At 41.3% G+C, this 21,312-nt stretch carries 21 protein-coding genes; all 21 read left to right on the forward strand.

Features of this window, described 5'->3' with window-relative positions:
* Window positions 1–81 precede the first annotated feature (81 nt).
* The 21 genes from acpP (at window position 82) to trmFO (ending at window position 21,298) form a co-directional block, all read left to right on the forward strand.
* Window positions 82–315: an acyl carrier protein gene (gene acpP, locus MHI20_RS01690; protein ID WP_003212028.1), complete on the forward strand. Its 234-nt coding sequence runs from the start codon at window positions 82–84 to the stop codon at window positions 313–315.
* Window positions 316–499: 184 nt separating this feature from the next.
* Window positions 500–1,243: a ribonuclease III gene (rnc, locus tag MHI20_RS01695; protein ID WP_017367233.1), complete on the forward strand. Its 744-nt coding sequence runs from the start codon at window positions 500–502 to the stop codon at window positions 1,241–1,243.
* Window positions 1,244–1,348: 105 nt separating this feature from the next.
* Entirely contained in the window at window positions 1,349–4,909 is a 3,561-nt protein-coding gene (gene smc / locus MHI20_RS01700; protein WP_340936422.1) for a chromosome segregation protein SMC, read from the forward strand.
* Window positions 4,910–4,930: 21 nt separating this feature from the next.
* Window positions 4,931–5,917 (forward strand): signal recognition particle-docking protein FtsY, encoded by a 987-nt coding sequence (ftsY, locus tag MHI20_RS01705; protein ID WP_144665388.1) that lies wholly within the window; start codon window positions 4,931–4,933, stop codon window positions 5,915–5,917.
* 141 nt (window positions 5,918–6,058) lie between these two features.
* Window positions 6,059–6,391: a putative DNA-binding protein gene (locus MHI20_RS01710; RefSeq protein WP_008344844.1), complete on the forward strand. Its 333-nt coding sequence runs from the start codon at window positions 6,059–6,061 to the stop codon at window positions 6,389–6,391.
* A 13-nt stretch (window positions 6,392–6,404) separates the two neighbouring features.
* Window positions 6,405–7,748 carry a signal recognition particle protein gene (gene ffh, locus MHI20_RS01715; RefSeq protein ID WP_008344842.1) on the forward strand — a complete coding sequence of 448 codons (1,344 nt, stop codon included), beginning with the start codon at window positions 6,405–6,407 and terminating at the stop codon, window positions 7,746–7,748.
* Window positions 7,749–7,853: 105 nt separating this feature from the next.
* Window positions 7,854–8,126 (forward strand): 30S ribosomal protein S16, encoded by a 273-nt coding sequence (gene rpsP, locus MHI20_RS01720; protein ID WP_008344841.1) that lies wholly within the window; start codon window positions 7,854–7,856, stop codon window positions 8,124–8,126.
* Window positions 8,126–8,371: a KH domain-containing protein gene (locus tag MHI20_RS01725; RefSeq protein ID WP_012009937.1), complete on the forward strand. Its 246-nt coding sequence runs from the start codon at window positions 8,126–8,128 to the stop codon at window positions 8,369–8,371. The genes rpsP and MHI20_RS01725 overlap by 1 nt, the downstream gene beginning before the upstream one ends.
* A gap of 103 nt (window positions 8,372–8,474) precedes the next feature.
* Window positions 8,475–8,861: a YlqD family protein gene (locus tag MHI20_RS01730; protein ID WP_008344839.1), complete on the forward strand. Its 387-nt coding sequence runs from the start codon at window positions 8,475–8,477 to the stop codon at window positions 8,859–8,861.
* Window positions 8,862–8,870: 9 nt separating this feature from the next.
* Window positions 8,871–9,395: a ribosome maturation factor RimM gene (gene rimM / locus MHI20_RS01735; protein WP_340936427.1), complete on the forward strand. Its 525-nt coding sequence runs from the start codon at window positions 8,871–8,873 to the stop codon at window positions 9,393–9,395.
* On the forward strand, window positions 9,392–10,126 hold the full coding sequence (gene trmD / locus MHI20_RS01740) for a tRNA (guanosine(37)-N1)-methyltransferase TrmD (protein WP_007499635.1): 735 nt from the start codon (window positions 9,392–9,394) through the stop codon (window positions 10,124–10,126). The genes rimM and trmD overlap by 4 nt, the downstream gene beginning before the upstream one ends.
* A 137-nt stretch (window positions 10,127–10,263) precedes the next feature.
* On the forward strand, window positions 10,264–10,611 hold the full coding sequence (gene rplS, locus MHI20_RS01745; RefSeq protein WP_008344834.1) for a 50S ribosomal protein L19: 348 nt from the start codon (window positions 10,264–10,266) through the stop codon (window positions 10,609–10,611).
* Between the two features lie 90 nt (window positions 10,612–10,701).
* Window positions 10,702–11,550, forward strand: coding sequence for a ribosome biogenesis GTPase YlqF (gene ylqF, locus MHI20_RS01750; RefSeq protein ID WP_007499632.1), 849 nt, complete (start codon window positions 10,702–10,704; stop codon window positions 11,548–11,550).
* A gap of 76 nt (window positions 11,551–11,626) precedes the next feature.
* A complete protein-coding gene (locus MHI20_RS01755) occupies window positions 11,627–12,391 on the forward strand; it encodes a ribonuclease HII (RefSeq protein WP_072367271.1) in 765 nt (254 codons plus the stop codon).
* Between the two features lie 28 nt (window positions 12,392–12,419).
* Window positions 12,420–14,153 (forward strand): glycosyltransferase, encoded by a 1,734-nt coding sequence (locus MHI20_RS01760; protein ID WP_144665392.1) that lies wholly within the window; start codon window positions 12,420–12,422, stop codon window positions 14,151–14,153.
* Window positions 14,150–14,425 (forward strand): FlhB-like flagellar biosynthesis protein, encoded by a 276-nt coding sequence (locus MHI20_RS01765; protein WP_144665394.1) that lies wholly within the window; start codon window positions 14,150–14,152, stop codon window positions 14,423–14,425. The genes MHI20_RS01760 and MHI20_RS01765 overlap by 4 nt, the downstream gene beginning before the upstream one ends.
* A gap of 176 nt (window positions 14,426–14,601) precedes the next feature.
* Entirely contained in the window at window positions 14,602–15,762 is a 1,161-nt protein-coding gene (sucC, locus tag MHI20_RS01770; protein WP_008344824.1) for an ADP-forming succinate--CoA ligase subunit beta, read from the forward strand.
* Window positions 15,763–15,784: 22 nt separating this feature from the next.
* On the forward strand, window positions 15,785–16,687 hold the full coding sequence (gene sucD, locus MHI20_RS01775) for a succinate--CoA ligase subunit alpha (protein WP_007499624.1): 903 nt from the start codon (window positions 15,785–15,787) through the stop codon (window positions 16,685–16,687).
* Between the two features lie 63 nt (window positions 16,688–16,750).
* Window positions 16,751–17,653, forward strand: coding sequence for a DNA-processing protein DprA (gene dprA / locus MHI20_RS01780; protein WP_041090524.1), 903 nt, complete (start codon window positions 16,751–16,753; stop codon window positions 17,651–17,653).
* A 194-nt stretch (window positions 17,654–17,847) separates the two neighbouring features.
* Window positions 17,848–19,923, forward strand: a complete 2,076-nt coding sequence (topA, locus tag MHI20_RS01785; protein ID WP_008344821.1) for a type I DNA topoisomerase — start codon at window positions 17,848–17,850, stop codon at window positions 19,921–19,923.
* 70 nt (window positions 19,924–19,993) lie between these two features.
* Complete coding sequence (gene trmFO, locus MHI20_RS01790) at window positions 19,994–21,298, forward strand: FADH(2)-oxidizing methylenetetrahydrofolate--tRNA-(uracil(54)-C(5))-methyltransferase TrmFO (RefSeq protein WP_007499618.1); 1,305 nt, start codon at window positions 19,994–19,996, stop codon at window positions 21,296–21,298.
* Window positions 21,299–21,312: the final 14 nt, after the last annotated feature.

Consider the following 21,312-nt stretch of genomic DNA (forward strand, 5'->3'; position numbering starts at 1 on the left):
GAAATATCAAAATTTCGTTACGTTTTCTCTAGTTTTTTAAAAACGAATCAACTATAATACTTTGAGGGGAGGTGAAAGGCAATGGCAGACGTATTAGAGCGTGTATCAAAAATTATTGTAGACCGCCTTGGCGTTGATGAGGCTGACGTGAAAATGGAAGCTTCATTTAAAGAAGATTTAGGCGCTGATTCCCTTGATGTAGTTGAGCTAGTTATGGAACTTGAAGATGAGTTCGATATGGAAATTTCTGACGAAGATGCTGAAAAAATTGCAACAGTCGGTGACGCTGTGAACTACATAAATAGCCAGCAATAAGCGTAACAAAGTCCCGTCTATTTTCATGGCGGGACTTTGAAAATTTATGTTAGTTTCAACATATTCAGCTGATCAATTGTCAGCCTTTTTCAGATGCTAAGGAGCACGGTTTCCTTGCATGTAGAAAGAGAGACTCCATATAATCAGTATCCTTAAAGGCGATGACGCCTACCTGGAGGTTGCTATGCCAAAACACTATAAAGACAAACAGAAACAGAGCAAAAAACTAGAGCAATTCAGAGAATTTCAGCAGCGCATTTCTGTACACTTTAAAAATGAAAAACTACTCTATCAAGCCTTTACACATTCCTCTTATGTGAATGAGCATCGGAAAAAACCTTATGAGGATAATGAAAGACTTGAATTTTTAGGGGACGCTGTTTTAGAATTGACGATCTCACAGTTCTTATTTGCAAAGTATCCAGCCATGAGCGAGGGAGATTTAACAAAACTGAGAGCGGCGATCGTATGTGAGCCATCACTTGTGTCATTAGCACATGAGCTGTCCTTCGGAGACCTTGTTCTTTTAGGAAAAGGGGAAGAAATGACAGGCGGCAGAAAGCGTCCGGCACTCTTAGCAGATGTATTTGAGGCGTTTATCGGAGCGCTTTATTTAGATCAAGGACTTGAGCCTGTTGAACGATTCCTAGAAGCCTATGTGTACCCGAAAATTAATGACGGGGCATTCTCACATGTTATGGACTTTAAAAGCCAGCTTCAAGAATTTGTTCAGCGAGATGGAAAAGGTGTACTTGAATACCGAATCCTGCATGAAAAAGGCCCAGCACATAACCGGGAATTTGAAGCCAATGTATCCCTTAGAGGAGAAGTGCTCGGAATTGGAAATGGCCGTTCAAAAAAAGAAGCGGAACAGCATGCTGCACAGGAAGCACTTGCTAAATTACAGAAACATCATATGAACCAATAAAATCCCCCTCGTGATTCAGGGGGATTTCACTCTGTTTTCCATCATCTTTTTTCAGTTCATATGGTAAGATAATAGTACTTTAAATACATAAGGAGGATCACTCTCATGTTCCTCAAACGTTTAGACGTGATAGGATTCAAATCTTTCGCACAACGGGTGACTGTAGACTTTGTCAAAGGGGTTACAGCTGTTGTTGGACCAAACGGAAGCGGCAAAAGTAATATTACTGATGCGATCCGCTGGGTACTTGGAGAGCAATCAGCAAAAAGCCTCCGCGGAGGAAAAATGGAAGACATCATTTTTGCAGGAAGTGACTCAAGAAAACGAGTCAACTTAGCAGAAGTGACATTAACGCTCGATAACGAAGATCACTTTTTGCCGATCGATTTTCACGAAGTCAGTGTGACAAGAAGAGTCTATCGTTCTGGAGAAAGTGAATTTCTCATTAACAATCAGTCTGTCCGCTTAAAGGATATTATTGATCTTTTCATGGATTCAGGTCTTGGAAAAGAAGCTTTTTCGATCATCAGTCAAGGTAAGGTAGAAGAGATTCTATCGAGTAAAGCTGAAGAAAGACGCAGCATCTTTGAAGAAGCAGCTGGTGTCCTGAAATATAAAACAAGAAAGAAAAAAGCCGAGAATAAACTGTTTGAAACGCAGGACAACTTAAACCGGGTAGAAGATATTCTGCATGAACTAGAAGATCAAGTAGAACCACTAAGAATGCAGGCATCTATTGCAAAAGACTATCTGCAAAAGAAAGAAGAACTTGAAAATGTAGAAATTGCTCTCACCGTCCATGATATTGAAGCACTGCACAAAAAATGGACAACACTTGGTGAAGCTGTCGAGCGGTTCAAACAAGATGAAATGAAGCAGTCCACAGACATTCAAGCGAAGGAAGCCAAAATCGAAGAATCGAGAGACCGTATTCAGGCACTTGACGATTCGATTCATGACCTTCAAGAAGTCCTCCTTTTCACAAGTGAAGAACTAGAAAAACTTGAAGGAAAAAAAGAAGTTCTAAAAGAACGGAAAAAAAATGCGGCCGCTAACCAAGGGCAGCTAGAAGACACGCTTGTGCGTTTAACCGAAAAACAGGCGTTGTTAACGGAAAAGATTGAACAGCAGAAAGTCACACGTGACAGCCTGCAAACAGAAGTGCAGCAGCTAAAAGATGAAGTGAAAACAAAACAGCATCAGCTGTCTCTTCATAGTGAAGATGTGGAAGGGCAAATTGAACAGTTGAAAAGCGATTATTTTGACTTATTAAACGAGCAAGCTTCTATCCGAAACGAACGTACATTACTAGAAGAACAGCAGCGCCAAGCAGCCTTGCAGCTAGAGCGGTTAACGCAAAATAATCAGAAACATATCGAAGAACGGGTATCTGTGAAGGAAAAGAAAACAGAAGCCGAGAAGCAACTTTCAGAACGAGAAGAAGACATTTTGGCTCAGGTGAAACGCTTTAGAGAAGCGGAACAAAAGCTAGAGCAGATGAAACGTCAATACGAGAAAAAAGAAACGGCTCTTTACCAAGCCTATCAATATGTACAGCAGGCAAAATCTAAAAAAGAAATGCTTGAATCCATGCAGGAAGACTTCTCAGGATTTTTCCAAGGAGTGAAAGAGGTTTTAAAGGCAAAGGACCGGTTAGGCGGTATTCACGGGGCGATTGCAGAGCTGATTCAAACAGAGCAGCAACATGAAACAGCGATTGAAATTGCACTTGGCGCAGCCACGCAGCATGTCGTTACTGAAAATGAAGCGGCTGCCAGACAGGCCATTGGATACTTAAAGCAGCATTCCTTTGGGCGTGCGACCTTCCTGCCGATGAACGTCATCAAAGAACGAACCATTCAGTTCAGAGATATTCAAACAGCTGAGCAGCATGACGCATTTATCGGCGTAGCGAGTCAGCTCGTTTCCTTTGATGAAAAGTATGAAAAAGTCATTCGGAATTTGCTTGGAACAGTCCTAATCGTGAAAGACTTAAAAGGTGCCAACGAGCTAGCGAAAATGCTTGGACATCGTTATCGTATCGTGACCCTTGATGGGGACGTCGTGAACCCAGGCGGTTCAATGACTGGGGGAGGCGTAAAGAAAAAGAACAATTCCCTCCTCTCCAGAAACAGAGAGATTGAAACATTAACAAAGCAGCTCGTTGAAATGGAAGAAAAAACAACGATCCTTGAAAAAGAAACAAAAGAAACGAAGCAATCGATTGCCGAAAGCGAAGTCCAATTAAATGAATTGCGTCAGCGCGGCGAAATGCTTCGAGAAAAGCAGCAAGAGTTAAAAGGGACATTATATGAACTGCAAGTAGCTGAAAAAAATATTAACGCTCATCTAGAGCTCTATGATCAAGAAAAAGCAGAGTTGCAGCAGCGCTCTAGCGAACTTGCGAGCAAGGATAAAGAGCAGGCAGCCCTTGAAACATCTATAGGTGAGAAACTGACCTCTCTTGACGAAGAGATCAACACGTTAACAAAACGGAAGCAGACCCAAAGCTCAACGAAAGAAACCATTTTTTCCGAATTAACAGAGCTGAAAATCTCGCTTGCCAAAAAAGAGCAGTCTTTAGCAAATGAACAAGAAAAACTGTCGAGCTTAACGGCTGAATTAGAAGAGGCTGAAAAGACGCTGACGGAAACAAAAGAAGATTTGTCCCTCTTAACAAGTGAAATGTCATCCAGCTCAAGCGGCGCCGAACAACTGGAAGAAGCGGCAAAAGAGAAACTGGAACATAAAAACAAAACGACAGCGCTTATCTCAGAGCGACGCAAACAGCGCCTGGCTCTTTCTGAAACATTAGAATTCGCTGAACGTGAACTGAAAGAGCAAAAACGCCTGTATAAACAGCTCACGACAAGCTTAAAAGATGAAGAAATCAAGCTTGGCCGCATGGAAGTTGAACTTGATAACCTCATCGCCTATTTAAACGAAGAGTATGCCCTTTCGTTTGAAGGAGCAAAAGAAATGTATCATCTGACGCTATCGCCGGATGAAGCAAGAAAACGCGTGAAATTGATCAAACTAGCCATTGAAGAGCTTGGAACAGTGAACTTAGGCAGCATTGACGAGTATGAACGTGTGAATGAACGTTTTCTCTTCTTAACTGAACAGCGCAATGATCTGACAGAAGCGAAAAATACGTTATTCCAAGTCATTGAAGAAATGGATCAGGAGATGACGAAACGTTTCTCTGAGACATTCTCTCAAATCCGCGGGCATTTTGAATCTGTTTTCCAAGCATTATTTGGCGGAGGAAGAGCAGACCTTAAGTTGACAGATCCAAACGATTTACTAAACTCAGGTGTCGATATTGTGGCGCAGCCGCCGGGGAAAAAGCTGCAAAATCTAAGCCTGCTTTCAGGCGGAGAAAGAGCATTAACAGCCATCGCTTTATTATTCTCGATCTTAAAAGTGAGACCAGTTCCATTCTGTGTGCTAGATGAGGTAGAAGCGGCACTTGATGAAGCGAATGTGTTCCGCTTTGCCCAGTATTTAAAGAAATACAGCCAAGAAACACAGTTCATTGTGATTACACATCGAAAAGGAACCATGGAAGAAGCAGATGTTCTGTACGGTGTCACGATGCAGGAGTCAGGTGTCTCAAAACTGGTATCTGTCAAACTAGAGGAAACGAAAGAGCTTGTCCAGTAATTAAAGGAGGTTTTTGAACCAATGAGCTTTTTTAAGAAATTAAAAGAAAAATTTACGCAGCAAACCGATTCAGTATCAGAAAAGTTTAAAGATGGACTTGAAAAAACGAGAAATTCGTTTCAGGGAAAAGTAAATGAACTCATTTCTCGCTATCGTAAAGTGGATGAAGACTTTTTTGAAGAACTAGAAGAAGTGTTAATCGGTGCGGATGTTGGTTTCACGACTGTGATGGAACTGATTGATGAGCTGAAAAAAGAAGTGAAATTAAGAAACATTCAAGACCCAAGTGAAGTACAAGCAGTCATCTCTGAAAAACTTGTGGAGATTTACAATAGCGGTGAGGAACAAATCTCTGAACTGAACCTTGAAGACGGCCGTTTAAATATTATTTTATTTGTAGGCGTGAACGGTGTCGGTAAAACCACAACCATTGGTAAGCTGGCAAACAAGCTGAAAAATGAAGGGAAATCCGTCATTTTAGCAGCAGGTGATACGTTCCGTGCGGGGGCGATTGAGCAGCTTGAAGTATGGGGCGAGCGCTCTGGTGTTCCTGTCGTTAAACAAACAGCAGGCTCTGACCCGGCAGCGGTCATCTATGATGCCGTTCAATCAGCTAAAGCCAAAAAAGCAGATGTCTTGATCTGTGATACAGCAGGCAGACTGCAAAACAAAGTCAACTTGATGAAAGAGCTAGAGAAGGTCAAGAGAGTCATTGAGCGCGAAGTGCCCGATGCACCGCACGAAGTACTGCTTGCCCTTGATGCGACAACGGGTCAAAATGCGATGGCGCAAGCGAAGGAATTTTCTAAAGCGACAAACGTGACAGGTATCGCTTTAACAAAGCTTGACGGTACTGCAAAAGGCGGGATTGTTCTTGCCATTCGCAATGAGCTCAACATCCCTGTAAAACTTGTCGGATTAGGTGAAAAAGTAGACGATCTGCAAGAGTTCGATGCTGAATCGTATGTGTACGGATTATTCTCAGACATGATTGATCAAGAAGACTAATCAAAATGCCGGCAAAACTGCCGGCTTTTTTATTTAAATATCGCCGCAGGAAGTGACAAGATAAAAACTTGACACATAGATCAGAACCGTGTAAACTTAGTTGTTGTAAAGGGAATGAACTTAACAAAGGGGAGAGAGCCCATGACGCTTGAAAAGACAACGAGAATGAACTACTTGTTTGATTTCTATCAATCGTTGTTGACCGCAAAACAAAAGAGCTACATGTCGCTTTACTACCTAGACGATTTTTCCCTCGGTGAAATTGCGGATGAATATGAAGTATCAAGACAGGCTGTTTATGATAATATTAAACGGACTGAAGCGATGCTTGAACAATATGAAGAAAAGCTGCTCTTGTTTAAGAAATTTAAAGAGCGTAAAGAACTTCTCACAAAAATGAGAGAGCTTGTAGCAGATTCCGCGCAAAAGGAAGAAGCAGAAGCTTTAATTGAATCGCTTGAGAAATTAGATTAGGAGGCGGCACAGTATGGCATTTGAAGGATTAGCCGACCGACTGCAGCAGACGATTTCAAAAATCCGCGGCAAAGGAAAAGTGTCAGAGCAAGATGTAAAAGAAATGATGCGCGAGGTGCGCCTTGCCCTTCTTGAAGCTGACGTCAATTTTAAAGTAGTCAAAGACTTTGTGAAAAAAGTAAGCGAGCGGGCAGTTGGACAAGAGGTCATGCAAAGTCTTACCCCAGGACAACAGGTCATTAAAGTTGTAAAAGAAGAACTCACTGAATTAATGGGCGGGGAAGAGAGTAAAATCGCTGTAGCGAAAAAGTCTCCAACTGTCATTATGATGGTTGGTCTTCAAGGGGCAGGTAAAACGACCACAACTGGAAAGCTTGCCAACTTACTTCGCAAAAAACATAATCGCAAGCCGATGATGGTGGCCGCTGATATTTACAGACCAGCAGCGATCCAGCAGCTTCAAACGCTTGGGAAACAGCTTGATATGCCCGTATTCTCATTAGGTGATCAAGTTAGTCCTGTCGAAATTGCCAAACAGGCAATTGAAAAAGCGAAAGAAGAACATCATGATTATGTCATTTTAGATACAGCAGGACGTCTTCATATTGATGAAGACTTAATGGATGAACTTCAGAAAGTAAAAGAAGTCGCAAATCCAGAAGAGATTTTCCTCGTTGTTGACTCGATGACTGGTCAAGATGCTGTCAATGTCGCAAAAAGCTTTAATGAACAGCTTGGTTTAACAGGTGTCGTTCTGACAAAACTAGACGGTGATACGCGAGGCGGGGCAGCATTGTCAATTCGTGCAGTCACAAATACGCCGATTAAATTCGCCGCACTAGGTGAAAAGCTTGATGCAATTGAACCATTCCATCCAGAGCGGATGGCATCGAGAATTCTTGGCATGGGAGATGTGCTCACGCTTATTGAAAAAGCACAAGCAAACGTTGACCAAGATAAAGCGAAAGAGCTTGAACAAAAAATGCGGACAATGAGCTTCACGCTCGATGATTTCCTCGAGCAGCTTGGGCAGGTTCGCAACATGGGTCCACTTGATGAACTGATCCAAATGATGCCGGGAGCCGGTAAAATGAAAGGGCTCAAAAACGTCCAAGTAGACGAAAAGCAGCTGAATCACATCGAAGCGATCATTAAATCAATGACGACTGAAGAAAAAGAACAGCCAGAGGTCATCAATGCAAGCCGAAGAAAACGGATTGCAAAAGGAAGCGGAACATCTGTACAGGAAGTCAATCGCCTTTTAAAACAATTTGACGAAATGAAAAAGATGATGAAGCAAATGACCAATATGTCCAAAGGAAAGAAAAAAGGCGGCTTTAAATTACCATTTATGTAATTGGTTATACATGATAAAACCGTTGTTAAGAAAAAACACTTTACAAACCCTTTTATCATTGTTAATATACTATCTTGTTGAAATATTTTCGGAGGTGCTAGTAAAATGGCAGTAAAAATTCGTTTAAAACGTATGGGAGCAAAAAAATCTCCTTTCTATCGTATTGTTGTAGCAGATTCTCGTTCACCACGTGACGGTCGTTTCATCGAAACAGTTGGAACTTACAACCCAGTGGTATCACCAGCTGAGGTGAAAATCAACGAAGAATTAGCGCTTAAATGGCTTCAAAATGGTGCGAAACCATCTGATACAGTTCGTAACCTTTTCTCAAGCCAAGGAATTCTTGAAAAATTTCATAATGCGAAAAACAGCAAATAATGAATGAGCTGTCCTTGGAAGAATTGATTGTGTCCATCGTCGAGCCACTTGTTGATTTCCCTGAAGATATTCACGTATCTTCATTAGAAAAAGATGAGCAGGTCATTTACACACTGTCTGTCAATGCTGAAGATACCGGAAAAGTGATCGGAAAGCAGGGACGTACAGCTAAAGCGATACGAACAGTCATGTTTGCAGCAAGTGCAGAGTCTTCTAAGAAAGTTCAACTTGAGATTGCTGACTAAAAAGGGAGAGGGCTTAGGACCTCCCCTTTTTTTACACGTTTAAATCTATTTTTCGTTATACTGTAGAGGACAAATGCCTTCGGATAGGGGGACAAAAAGGAAGATGCAGATCATTCAACATGTCACCGTCATGCAAGTATTAACTGAAAGCAGTAAGGACAAACTGTTAACGACTTTTTTGGAGAAAAAAGAAAGACTAGAACGTGAGTGCAATCAACTATATTTTCAACTCAAAAAGCATGAAAAAGAACCACATCAGCAAGAAGCCATCCCTCAATTTCAAAAAGCCATTGAAAAAAGACAAGAGAAAATGAGGCAAATTGACTTTCAAGTCGAGCAGCTGCATATCTTGCCTCTTGGCAGTGAAATGAAAGAAACAGAAGTGGATGCGCTGATTGAAGTAAAAATAGGTGATAAATGGGATGACAAAATGCAAGACAATGTCATCGTCGTGAAAGACGGCACCATTGTGGAAATACGTCAGGGGTGATTATAGAACATGGAACTAGAATGGTTGAATGTCGGAAAGATCGTCAATACACATGGAGTGCGCGGAGAAGTACGTGTTGTGTCAAAGACTGATTTCCCAGAAGAACGCTACAAAAAAGGCAGCGTCCTTTATATTTTCAAACAAAATCAAAAAGAACCGCTAAAAGTGACTGTCGCATCACATAGACAGCACAAACAATTTGATTTACTGACATTTGAAGAAGTCGGTTCATTAAATGAAGCTGAGCAATTTAAAGAGTCGATTTTAAAAGTAGAAAAAGAACATCTTGGTTCATTAGATGAAGGGGAATTCTATTTCCACGAAATCATCGGCTGTGAAGTATATGATGAAGAGGACAAACTGATTGGTCAAATCAAAGAGATTTTAACGCCAGGGGCAAATGATGTATGGGTGGTTGGCAGAAAAGGCAAAAAAGATGCCCTCATCCCTTATATTCCATCTGTCGTCAAAACAGTTGATATTTCATCCAAGAAAGTACACATTGAAGTGATGGAAGGACTCATTGACGAATGAAAATTGACTTTTTAACACTGTTTCCTGAAATGTTTGAAGGAGTGCTTCACTCATCGATCTTAAAAAAAGCTCAGGAAAAAGATGCGGTCTCATTTGATGTCGTAAATTTTAGGGAGTATTCCGATCATAAACATAAAACAGTGGATGACTATCCGTATGGCGGCGGTGCTGGCATGGTTCTGAAAGCACAGCCTGTATTTGATGCGGTAGAAGATTTAACGAAAAAAGCAAACAAGAAGCCCCGCATTATTCTTGTCTGTCCTCAAGGAGAAAGATATACACAAAAGAAAGCAGAAGAGCTTGCAAAAGAAGAGCATCTTATGTTCATTTGCGGCCACTATGAAGGCTACGATGAGCGCATCAGGGAGCATCTTGTCACAGATGAAATCTCAATCGGGGATTTCGTTCTCACAGGCGGAGAGCTGCCGGCGATGATGATTGCAGACAGTGTGGTCAGGCTTTTGCCTCATGTGCTTGGAAAAGAAGCGTCTCATATCGAAGATTCATTTAGTACAGGTCTGCTTGAGCATCCGCACTATACAAGACCAGCTGATTATAAAGGATTGAAAGTACCAGATGTGCTTCTCTCTGGAAATCATGCCAAAATTGAAGAGTGGCGGCGTAAAGAATCGTTGAAGCGAACCTATACAAGACGGCCAGATTTGATCGATTCTTGCAAAACATTAACGGATGAAGAAAAAAGATGGCTTTGGCAGCTTCATAATGACTAGATTGTATTGCACAAGGTATACAGGTGTGGTATGATACTACTTGTGACTTGGACGGCTTGCCGATTCAAGTTTGAAAACGATGTTCCGCTGCAATGAAGAAAGAGGACATGAGCATCTGTTGGAAGGAGTTGAAAACGATGCAACAATTGATTGAAGAAATCACAAAAGAACAATTACGCACTGATCTTCCTGCGTTCCGTCCTGGTGACACTTTACGTGTACACGTGAAAGTTGTCGAGGGTACTCGTGAGCGTATCCAGATCTTTGAAGGTGTTGTAATTAAGCGTCGTGGTGGTGGAATCAGCGAAACTTTCACAGTTCGTAAGATCTCTTACGGTGTAGGCGTTGAGCGTACATTCCCTGTACACACACCAAAAATCGCTAAGATCGAAGTTGTACGTCACGGTAAGGTACGTCGTGCGAAACTTTACTACCTACGTGAACTTCGCGGTAAAGCGGCTCGTATCAAAGAAATCAGACGATAATGATATCAAAAGAAAGAGCTTGTTACCTGTAACAGGCTCTTTTTTTGTACAATGTATAGAGACAACCGTTAGAAGAGAGAAGGTGCACATATGACAATTCAATGGTTTCCAGGCCATATGGCAAAAGCAAGACGGGAAGTCACAGAAAAATTAAAGCTCATCGACATCGTATTTGAATTAACCGATGCAAGAATTCCGATGTCCTCTAGAAACCCAATGATTGAAGAAATCCTCCAAAACAAACCGAAAATTATGCTTTTGAACAAAGCAGATAAAGCAGATCCTCGTATGACAAAAGAGTGGCAGGCACACTTTGAAGCGCAAGGTGTACGGTCACTTGCCATTAATTCTGTCGATGGACAAGGGTTAAATCAAATCATAACGACATCAAAAGAAATCTTAAAAGAAAAGTTCGATCGAATGAAAGCAAAAGGTGTTAAGCCGCGTGCCATTCGAGCTTTGATTATCGGAATTCCCAATGTCGGCAAATCAACGCTGATCAATCGGTTGGCAAAGAAAAATATTGCGAAAACAGGAGATCGACCTGGTATTACGACGTCACAGCAATGGGTGAAGGTAGGAAAAGAACTTGAACTGCTCGATACCCCCGGAATTCTCTGGCCGAAATTTGAAGATGAACAAGTAGGTCTTAGGCTGGCCGTCACTGGAGCGATTAAAGACTCTATCATCAACTTGCAGGATGTCGCAGTGTATGCGCTCCGCTTTTTAGAAGAGCACTATCCAGAGCGGTTAAAAAAACGCTATGATTTAGCAGAAATACCTGAAGATACAGTTGAGCTGTTTGATGCCATTGGCACAAAACGCGGCTGTCTGATGAGTGGAGGATTCATTAATTACGACAAAACGACTGAAATCATTATTCGGGATATTCGAACGGAAAAATTTGGTCCCCTCACTTTTGAGAAGCCTGAAAGCTAAAAGACACGCAGCTCATGCGGGTCTTTATTTTTTGCGAAAAACTGCCGATATAAAGAAGGAGGCTGCGGAAAAGCCAATGTACACGGTCAAACAAATAAAAGAATTAATAGAACAACATGCTGACGACGAGTCATACATTCGTGAACTATTGAAAGACGATACAAGAAAAAGTGTCCAGAAACTGATGGACAAATGGAACAAAGAGAGAGAAAAGCAGCAAGAACTACGTGCAGCATGGAAGCAAATGCTGCAATTTGAAACCAAAGCAAGAGCGCTAGGATACACTTGTATTGCAGGCATAGATGAAGCAGGAAGAGGACCACTGGCTGGCCCAGTTGTTGCGGCAGCTGTGATATTAAAAGAAGATACCGTCCTACTCGGTTTAAATGATTCAAAACAGCTATCTGAGAAAAAAAGAATGACCTATTATGAGCTCATTCAAAAGGAAGCACTCGACATCGGCATCGGCATTGTTGATGCGGCAACGATTGACGAAATGAATATATACGAAGCATCAAGACTGGCGATGGTGAAGGCTGTAAAGCAGCTCACTCACACACCTGATTATCTACTCATAGATGCGATGACGCTCCCGCTTCCTACTCAACAGGAGAATATCATCAAAGGAGATGCTAAAAGCGCATCCATCGCAGCTGGTGCATGTATTGCCAAAGTGACAAGGGACCAAATGATGGAAGAGTATGGACGCCAGTACCCTGAGTATCAATTTGAAAAACATAAAGGGTATGGAACGAAAGAGCACCTGGCTGCCATTCAAACACATGGCGCCACACCTATCCACCGGTTATCATTTGCACCAGTGAAATCTGTTATTTCATAAATATTTTGACACAAGGAGGCTGCCTGTGATGACAAGAGTTGAAGATATACATACTGCACTGAATAGTCGGCTGAATACGGCAGAATCTGTTCCGTTTAACACGGAAGGAAAGGAAAATATTCACCGGCTCATTCTCGGCAAAGTACTGAAAATGCTTGGTGATGATACAGCACTTGTTCAATTAGGTTCGACCAAAATCAAAGCGCAGCTAGCGGCTCAGCTCAAAGCCGATTCTTTCTACTGGTTCCAATTAGAACAAGAAGGTGGAGGCAGTCTGAGTAAATTAAGACCTGTTCAGCAATTTGACCAAGATCCTAAAACATTAAAGGATGCCGCAGCTAAACTACTAGAAGGTCTGTCGCTTAAAAATGGACTTGAACAAATGTTAACAGCTACAGCCTTTTTAAAAGAAAAACCGGTCATCAACGAAGCAGAGTTAAAAACGGCAGTAAAATGGATTGAACAACTTCAAGGCGCGGATATCAAAAAAGGTCTGCAAGCACTTCTTTTTGCTTTAAAGAAAGATTTGCCGATTCAGCAAGGAGTGCTCCAATCAATATTAGCGATGAAATCCCCCTCTGCACTTCATCAGGATGTGACAGCACTGCTAGATCGATTAACACAGCTTCCGAAGCAAACAGAAGCCACACAGGCTCTTACACAGGCCGTTCGTACGGTTGTAAATGCTGAGACAACTGTTCATGCAGAAAAGCTCTTATCGGTGCTTCTAGGAGTAAAAGAAGGTCAAACGAAGCAAGGAGAAAGCTTGCAGCAGGTGCAGCCTCATGTCAATCCGGTTCAGCAAACAAAGCAGAGCCAGCCCGCCGCTATACAAGGGCGGCAGGTGGATACAGTGAATCAGAACAGCGTGCAGCAATTATTAAGTCCAAAACAGCTCCCGCTTCAGCAAATAGAACGCATTCTGACAAGCATCACAAAGCAAGGCACAGACGGACAGCAGCAGCTTGATGTAAAACAACTCACATCACTGGTTCAAGCAGTCCAGCAGGCAGGGCCACAGGCTGACGCAAAGGCAGCCGTGCTTCAAAAGGAATTTCCGTTTCTTTCAAAAACAGAGGCGAACGCATTGGTAAAGGTCATTCAGCAGACTGAACCAGCATTAAGCAATAAAACCGATGTACTCGATTTACTGATGACGATGAAAAAAGCGATAGGTGTACGAGATGAAATTGGGATGCTGAAATTACTGGAAAAGGGCAGCCAAGATGTCAAAAGCCAAGAGCTTCACCAATTAAAGATGGTTTTAAATGATGCAAGGCAAGCTGATGTTCCGGAACCCGTAAAAAAAGAAATGGATCAATTATTCCATAGATTAAATGGGCAGTTACTAGTGCATCAGGAAAACCAAACAGTTAGTCAAATGATGGTTTCTTACCCTCTTTTCTCAAAACATAGTGTTCAAGATTTAACCTTTATTCTAAAAGGGCATAAGAAAAAAGATGGCTCTATTGATATTTCTCAGTGCCGTTTAATGTTTTATTTAAACATGGAGAACTTAGAAGAAACGTTAATAGACTGTACGATTCAGCAAAAAGTGATGTCAATTACAGTCGAGACGGCTCACGAACTGCAAGGGACCATTAATCCAATGATTCCAGCTGTTCGAGAGAATTTAAATGCCCTAGGGTATAGTTTAACGGGGATTACAGCGAAAAAGAGAGAAGAGCCAATTGATCCGTCTCACTTTCTAGATGAACACTTTCATAAAATCAGCGAGAAAGGGCTGGACTTACGAGTATGAAAGATTCAAAACCGCTTAGAAGAGCGGTCGCTCTACACTATGATGAAGAAAAACAAAAAGCGCCAAAAGTCGTTGCAACAGGCAGCGGCTATGTGGCTGATCATATTATTGAAGAAGCTCAAAAAGCTGGCGTCCCTATCCAAGAAGACCGTAATTTAGTAGAACTGATGCGCCACTTAACGCTCGATGAGGAAATCCCAGAAGCGTTATACGATACTGTAGCAGAAATATTTTCATTTGTCTATCGGTTGGATCAAAAAATGAAAAAATAAGGTAAAATAAGTGTTTTGACTGAAAAATTTATATTTTTAATAAAATAAAAGTTTGAATGTTTAGAAGGATTTTACGATTTTACATAGAACCCTAGACATTCTCTTTTTTATTCTTTAAAATGAAAGCGCAGTCTATTTTATAATTTTTGTTTCTACATATGTTGGGAGGATGGGAAATGAATATCCATGAGTACCAAGGAAAAGAAATCCTAAGAAAATATGGGGTTTCAGTTCCAAATGGTAAAGTAGCATTTACACCTGATGAAGCAGTGAAAGCATCAGAAGAGCTAGGAAGCTCTGTATATGTCGTAAAAGCACAGATTCATGCAGGCGGCCGTGGTAAAGCAGGTGGGGTAAAAATTGCAAAAACAAAAGATGAAGTGAAAGGGTTTGCAGAGGAATTGCTCGGCAAGACACTTGTCACACATCAAACTGGGCCTGAAGGGCGCGAAATAAAACGCTTACTTATTGAAGAAGGCTGCGATATTCAAAAAGAGTACTATGTAGGACTCGTTTTGGATAGAGCGACATCAAGAATTGTTTTGATGGCTTCTGAAGAAGGCGGTACTGAAATTGAAGAAGTAGCAGAAAAAACGCCAGAAAAAATCGTGAAAGTGGTCATCGACCCAGCGATTGGTCTTCAAGCCTATCAGGCGAGAGAAGTTGCGTTTAAAATTAATATTCCAACAAAATTAGTTGGTCAAGCTGTTAAGTTTATGACAAGCCTTTACAATGCGTTTATTGAAAAGGATTGTTCAATTGCCGAGATTAATCCTCTTGTTGTAACAGGTGATGGAAAAGTCATGGCACTTGATGCAAAATTAAACTTTGATAGCAATGCCTTATATAGACAAAAAGATATATTAGAATACCGTGACCTTGATGAAGAAGATCCAAAAGAGATTGAAGCATCTAAATATGACCTAAGCTACATTTCTCTAGATGGGAATATTGGCTGTATGGTGAATGGAGCAGGCCTTGCGATGTCTACAATGGATATCATCAAGCATTACGGCGGGGACCCTGCAAACTTCCTTGATGTTGGCGGCGGTGCAACTGCTGAAAAAGTAACGGAAGCATTTAAAATCATCTTATCTGATCAAAATGTCAAAGGGATTTTCGTGAACATTTTTGGCGGCATCATGAAATGTGATGTCATCGCAGAAGGTGTTGTTGAAGCGACGAAACAAGTCGGCTTAACATTACCACTCGTTGTACGTCTTGAAGGAACAAACGTTGAATTAGGGAAGAAAATCCTAAGTGATTCAGGCTTAAATATCACTTCTGCTGAGTCTATGGCTGACGGGGCAGAAAAGATCGTATCTTTAGTCAAGTAGAGCAGAAAGGCAGGGAACCTAAATGAGTGTATTTATTAATAAAAATACGAGAGTAATTGTTCAGGGGATTACCGGTTCAACCGCATTATTCCATACAAAACAAATGATTGAGTATGGAACAAATATCGTTGGCGGTGTCACACCTGGAAAAGGTGGAACTGAAGTAGAGGGAGTTCCTGTATTTAATACTGTATCTGAAGCAGTACAGACAACTGGAGCAAATGCTTCTGTTATCTATGTACCAGCACCATTTGCAGCAGACGCCATTTTAGAGGCTGTTGATGCAGAAGTGGATCTAGTGATTTGTATCACAGAACACATTCCAGTTCTGGATATGGTTAAAGTGAAACGCTATATGGAAGGTAAGAAGACAAGACTTGTTGGACCGAACTGTCCTGGCGTGATTACACCTGAAGAATGTAAAATTGGCATCATGCCTGGCTACATTCATAAAAAAGGTCATGTTGGTGTTGTGTCTCGTTCTGGAACGCTTACATATGAAGCGGTACATCAGCTTTCAGAGGCTGGTGTTGGTCAATCAACAGCTGTAGGAATTGGCGGAGACCCTGTCAATGGCACGAACTTTATTGATGTATTAAAAGCCTTCAATGAAGATCCTGAAACGCATGCTGTGATCATGATTGGTGAAATCGGTGGTACTGCTGAAGAAGAAGCAGCTGAATGGGTAAAAGCAAATATGACCAAGCCGGTTGTTGGCTTTATTGGCGGTAAAACAGCGCCTCCAGGAAAACGTATGGGACATGCTGGTGCCATTATTTCTGGTGGTAAAGGAACTGCTGATGAAAAAGTAAAAACAATGCGTGAATGTGGAATTGAAGTGGCAGAGACACCATCTGTCATGGGAGAAACCTTAATTAAAGTGTTAAAAGAGAAGAATCTCTTCGAAGCTTGTAAAACGCATTAATGACACAAGAAGACTTGTTCTTTGACAAGTCTTCTTCTTTCTATCTTAAACTGGAGGAATGGTATGTACAACGTGTCCGAAAGAATGATTTTTCACCGCTTAAAAGGCCTCATCTCACCCTCTTTGTTAACAAAATGGTGGAAAGTCGATCCTGAGCTATATATAAATGAAGAAACACATCATTTCAAACAGGATCGATCATTACAAAAGATCGACTTTACCCGCTTACAACAAGCTGAAGAAAATGAATTCCCCATTTTTCAACACATCGTTCAAGCCTATTTAAAGCAAAATATTCACATGATTCCCATCACATCACCTTTATATCCCAGCTCACTAAAACACATTTATGATCCTCCCCCAGTATTATTCCTAAAAGGAAACGTTACCTATTTAAATGAAGAAAAAAGTTTAGGTGTAGTAGGTACACGAGTGCCATCCTCTTATGGAGAAGCGTGCGTGAAGAAAATTGTTGGAGAACTTGTAGAGGAAGATTGGATGATTGTGAGTGGTTTAGCAAAAGGAATTGATGGACTTGCACACAAAGAGTGCATAAGAAAAAAAGGAAAAACGATTGGTGTTGTAGCTGGCGGCTTTCAACATGTATATCCAAAAGAACATGTGCAAATGGCTCAATATATGGGAGAACATCATTTACTGTTGTCAGAGCATCCGCCTTATATCAAACCAGAAAAATGGCATTTTCCAATGAGAAACCGATTAATTAGTGCCCTGACAAGAGGAACCATCGTGGTCCAGTGCAAAGAAAAGAGCGGTTCGCTTATTACAGCCTACCAGGCATTAGAGCAAGGAAAAGAAGTGTTTGCTGTTGCAGGATCGATCTTTGATTCTAATTCTATAGGTCCAGCTAGACTGATTCAGCAAGGTGCCAAGCTTGTTCATTCAACGAAGGATATTTTAGAGGAATTCTCCTTGAGTGGTGTTCAATATACTGAACTCCCATAAAAATATCGTTTGACAAAAGACATCGGAATATTTAATAATAGTGAGGATTTAAGTTTACACTTTGTTTTTCGTGTTTATAATGATGTTCATCATAAAGAATTTTTAACGATTGCCTGTTAGATAGGTGCAATTAACATAAATATAAATTTGTGAAATGGATAAAGAGAGAACACCTCTTAAGGGGGATTTTGAGTATGGCTGATTATTTAGTCATCGTTGAGTCGCCAGCAAAGGCGAAAACGATTGAGCGTTATTTAGGAAAAAAGTATAAAGTAAAGGCTTCAATGGGGCACGTAAGGGATTTACCGAAAAGTCAGCTTGGTGTTGACACTGAGCATGACTTCGAACCGAGATATATTACGATTCGAGGAAAAGGTCCAGTCTTAAAAGAATTAAAAACAGCAGCGAAAAAAGCAAAAAAAGTATATCTCGCAGCTGACCCCGACAGAGAGGGAGAAGCGATTGCTTGGCATTTAGCCCACAGCCTTGACCTTGACCTCTCTTCAGATTGCCGCGTTGTCTTTAACGAGATTACAAAAGATGCAATTAAAGATTCCTTTAAACATCCACGTATGATCGATATGGACTTGGTTGATGCACAGCAGGCAAGACGAATCTTAGATCGTCTCGTTGGATATAAAATCAGCCCAATTTTATGGAAGAAAGTCAAAAAGGGCTTAAGCGCCGGTCGTGTTCAATCAGTTGCACTCCGCCTGATTATTGACCGCGAGAATGAAATTAATGAATTCAAACCAGAAGAATACTGGACAATTGATGGCACCTTCCTAAAAGGGAAAGAAAGCTTTGAAGCGAGTTTCTTTGGCGTAAATGGCAAAAAACATCCGCTAAAAACAAAAGAAGATGTAAAAGAAATCCTTTCGAAATTAAAAGGAAGCAAGTTTTCTGTTGAAAAAGTGACGAAAAAAGAACGTAAACGCAACCCAGCTGTTCCGTTTACAACATCTACCCTACAACAAGAGGCAGCGAGAAAACTAAACTTCCGTGCGAAGAAAACGATGATGATTGCACAGCAATTATATGAAGGAATTGATCTTGGTAAAGAAGGTACAGTAGGTCTCATTACATATATGAGAACGGACTCAACACGTATTTCCAATACGGCAATTGAAGAAGTATCTGCTTTCATTGATCAAACGTACGGCAAGAATTTCTTGAATACAACAAAACGTACTGCCAAAAAGAACGAAAATGCACAGGATGCTCACGAAGCCATCCGTCCGACTTCTACGCTAAGAAAACCAGCAGATGTCAAACACGTGCTAAGCAGAGATCAGCTTCGTCTTTATAAATTGATTTGGGAACGTTTTGTGGCAAGCCAAATGGCACCAGCTGTTCTTGATACAATGAGTGTGGATCTTGAAAATAACGGGCTTACTTTCCGTGCAAATGGAAGTAAGGTGAAATTCCCTGGATTTATGAAAGTATATGTTGAAGGGAAGGACGACCAGTTAGAAGAAAAGGACAAAATGCTTCCTGATCTGAAAGAGGGAGACACCGTTCTTTCAAAAGATATTGAACCAGAGCAGCACTTTACGCAGCCGCCTCCACGCTACACTGAGGCAAGACTTGTCAAAACCCTTGAAGAGCTAGGTATCGGCCGCCCATCGACGTATGCACCAACATTAGATACCATTCAAAAGCGCGGCTACGTGGCACTTGATAACAAACGGTTTATTCCAACAGAGCTTGGAGAGATTGTGCTCAACTTAATTATTGAATTCTTCCCTGAAATCATTAACGTAGAATTTACTGCGAAAATGGAAAAAGAACTTGATAGCGTTGAAGAAGGTACGATTGAATGGGTACGTATTATCGACAGTTTCTATCAAGATTTTGCAAAACGGGTAGAAAAAGCAGAAGCAGAGATGCAGGAAGTTGAGATCGAGCCTGAATACGCCGGAGTTGATTGCGAAGAGTGTGGTCATCCAATGGTGTACAAAATGGGGAGATACGGTAAGTTCATGGCATGCTCTAATTTCCCTGACTGCCGTAACACAAAACCAATTGTCAAAGATATTGGTGTCAAATGCCCGACTTGTCACGAAGGAAATATCGTTGAACGGAAATCTAAGAAGCGCCGCATTTTTTACGGTTGCGATCGTTTTCCAGAGTGTGAATTCGTCTCTTGGGACAAACCAATTGAAAGAAAGTGTCCAAAATGCGAAAATATGCTTGTAGAGAAAAAGCTGAAAAAAGGCATTCAAGTTCAATGTGTGAACTGTGATTATAAAGAGGAACAACAAAAATAGCGGTGAGCAGCCTTGTTCACCTGCTTTTTTATGTCATCAAATAGAACTTACGAAATAGGAGAGTTGTACAATGAGTCAATTTGTAAATGTGATCGGAGCAGGTTTAGCAGGAAGTGAAGCGGCATGGCAAATTGCCAAGCGCGGAATTAAAGTTCATCTGTATGAAATGAGACCTGTTAAACAAACACCAGCTCACCACACTGATAAATTTGCGGAGCTCGTATGCAGTAACTCATTGCGTGCGAACGCTTTAACAAACGCAGTAGGTGTACTAAAGGAAGAAATGCGTCATTTAGACTCAGCAATCATCGCAGCAGCAGATGAAAGCTCGGTTCCTGCTGGTGGAGCGCTTGCAGTAGATCGTCATGAATTTGCAGCTAACGTCACAGACCGCGTGAAAAATCACCCGAATGTGACGGTCTTTCAAGAAGAAGTGCAAAGCATTCCAGAAGGTCCGACGATTATCGCAACGGGTCCTCTAACATCAGAAGCACTTTCAAAAGAATTAAAATCCTTAACAGGTGAAGAGTATTTATATTTCTACGATGCAGCAGCGCCGATCCTCGAGAAAGACAGCATCGATATGGATAAAGTGTACTTGAAATCACGTTATGATAAAGGGGAAGCGGCTTATTTAAACTGTCCGATGACAGAAGAAGAATTCGATCGTTTTTATGAGGCGCTCATTTCTGCTGAAACTGTGCCGTTAAAAGAGTTCGAAAAAGAAATCTTCTTCGAAGGCTGTATGCCCATTGAAGTCATGGCCAAAAGAGGGAAAAAAACCATGTTGTTTGGCCCGATGAAACCAGTTGGACTTGAAGATCCAAAAACAGGGAAAAGACCTTACGCTGTTGTTCAATTAAGACAGGATGATGCAGCAGGTACTTTATATAATATTGTTGGTTTCCAAACACATCTAAAATGGGGCGATCAAAAGGAAGTATTCCGTTTGATCCCAGGTCTTGAAGAGGCAGAGATTGTTCGCTATGGTGTGATGCACCGTAATACATTTATTAACTCGCCAAGCCTTCTAAAACCGACATATCAATTTAAAAATAGAGACGACTTATTCTTTGCCGGACAAATGACTGGTGTTGAAGGATATGTTGAGTCCGCGGCTTCAGGACTAGTGGCTGGAATCAACGCAGCTCGTTTTGTTAAAGGAGAAGAGCTTGTGACACTTCCAGAAGAAACAGCGATTGGCAGTATGGCTTACTACATCACATCAACAAACAAGAAAAGCTTCCAGCCGATGAATGCAAACTTTGGCTTGCTGAAAGATCTTGGCGTTCGAATTAAAAACAAACAAGAGCGCTATGCAGAGTACGCTAAACGCGCAATCGAAACTATTCAAACTATTTCGAAATCTCTGTAGTAAAACATTGCACG

Origin of the sequence: Bacillus sp. FSL K6-1106 (genome assembly GCF_038005245.1) — a bacterium.
Classification (GTDB): Bacteria; Bacillota; Bacilli; order Bacillales; family Bacillaceae; genus Bacillus; species Bacillus altitudinis.

Excerpts from the sequence above, each read along its gene's own strand:
- sucD (WP_007499624.1), top strand. The coding sequence starts at position 15,785 with ATGAGTGTATTTATTAATAAAAATACGAGAGTAATTGTTCAGGGGATT.
- ffh (WP_008344842.1), top strand. The coding sequence starts at position 6,405 with ATGGCATTTGAAGGATTAGCCGACCGACTGCAGCAGACGATTTCAAAA.
- MHI20_RS01725 (WP_012009937.1), top strand. The coding sequence starts at position 8,126 with ATGAATGAGCTGTCCTTGGAAGAATTGATTGTGTCCATCGTCGAGCCA.
- MHI20_RS01760 (WP_144665392.1), top strand. The coding sequence starts at position 12,420 with ATGACAAGAGTTGAAGATATACATACTGCACTGAATAGTCGGCTGAAT.
- trmD (WP_007499635.1), top strand. The coding sequence starts at position 9,392 with ATGAAAATTGACTTTTTAACACTGTTTCCTGAAATGTTTGAAGGAGTG.
- MHI20_RS01730 (WP_008344839.1), top strand. The coding sequence starts at position 8,475 with ATGCAGATCATTCAACATGTCACCGTCATGCAAGTATTAACTGAAAGC.
- ftsY (WP_144665388.1), top strand. The coding sequence starts at position 4,931 with ATGAGCTTTTTTAAGAAATTAAAAGAAAAATTTACGCAGCAAACCGAT.
- trmFO (WP_007499618.1), top strand. The coding sequence starts at position 19,994 with ATGAGTCAATTTGTAAATGTGATCGGAGCAGGTTTAGCAGGAAGTGAA.
- ylqF (WP_007499632.1), top strand. The coding sequence starts at position 10,702 with ATGACAATTCAATGGTTTCCAGGCCATATGGCAAAAGCAAGACGGGAA.
- acpP (WP_003212028.1), top strand. The coding sequence starts at position 82 with ATGGCAGACGTATTAGAGCGTGTATCAAAAATTATTGTAGACCGCCTT.
- topA (WP_008344821.1), top strand. The coding sequence starts at position 17,848 with ATGGCTGATTATTTAGTCATCGTTGAGTCGCCAGCAAAGGCGAAAACG.
- rpsP (WP_008344841.1), top strand. The coding sequence starts at position 7,854 with ATGGCAGTAAAAATTCGTTTAAAACGTATGGGAGCAAAAAAATCTCCT.
- dprA (WP_041090524.1), top strand. The coding sequence starts at position 16,751 with ATGTACAACGTGTCCGAAAGAATGATTTTTCACCGCTTAAAAGGCCTC.
- MHI20_RS01755 (WP_072367271.1), top strand. The coding sequence starts at position 11,627 with ATGTACACGGTCAAACAAATAAAAGAATTAATAGAACAACATGCTGAC.
- rplS (WP_008344834.1), top strand. The coding sequence starts at position 10,264 with ATGCAACAATTGATTGAAGAAATCACAAAAGAACAATTACGCACTGAT.
- rnc (WP_017367233.1), top strand. The coding sequence starts at position 500 with ATGCCAAAACACTATAAAGACAAACAGAAACAGAGCAAAAAACTAGAG.
- MHI20_RS01765 (WP_144665394.1), top strand. The coding sequence starts at position 14,150 with ATGAAAGATTCAAAACCGCTTAGAAGAGCGGTCGCTCTACACTATGAT.
- sucC (WP_008344824.1), top strand. The coding sequence starts at position 14,602 with ATGAATATCCATGAGTACCAAGGAAAAGAAATCCTAAGAAAATATGGG.
- smc (WP_340936422.1), top strand. The coding sequence starts at position 1,349 with ATGTTCCTCAAACGTTTAGACGTGATAGGATTCAAATCTTTCGCACAA.
- MHI20_RS01710 (WP_008344844.1), top strand. The coding sequence starts at position 6,059 with ATGACGCTTGAAAAGACAACGAGAATGAACTACTTGTTTGATTTCTAT.
- rimM (WP_340936427.1), top strand. The coding sequence starts at position 8,871 with ATGGAACTAGAATGGTTGAATGTCGGAAAGATCGTCAATACACATGGA.